The organism is Amycolatopsis sp. SID8362, from assembly GCF_010550475.1.
GTDB classification, from domain to species: Bacteria; Actinomycetota; Actinomycetes; order Mycobacteriales; family Pseudonocardiaceae; genus Amycolatopsis; species Amycolatopsis eburnea.
This window is the reverse complement of sequence record NZ_JAAGNB010000485.1, coordinates 1-259: the sequence shown is the minus strand read 5'-3', so window position 1 is coordinate 259 and position 259 is coordinate 1. Positions and strand designations below refer to the sequence as shown.

The following is a 259-nucleotide window of genomic DNA, read 5'->3' as shown; positions in this document are numbered from 1 at the left end:
GGAGCTCCGGCAGCACCACGACGGCCGCGGGCACGAGGTACTCCGGCAGCCGGGCGGCGAGGAGCGCCCGCAGCGCCACCGGATCGCCCGCCGGCGCGACGTAGGCGATCAGCGAGTTGTCGCGGGCGACGACGACCGCGCGGGCGACCGAGGCGTCCGACGTCAGCACGGCTTCGACTTCGCCGGGCTCGACGCGGAATCCGCGGATCTTGATTTGCTGGTCGGCGCGGCCGAGGAAGTCGAGCGCGCCGTCGGGACG

Annotated in this window: 1 pseudogene; it reads right to left on the bottom strand. The window is 74.9% G+C overall.

Annotated features, from left to right (window positions below):
• Window positions 1-259 (bottom strand): annotated as a pseudogene (locus tag G3I65_RS14885) (amino acid adenylation domain-containing protein); the annotation flags it as partial.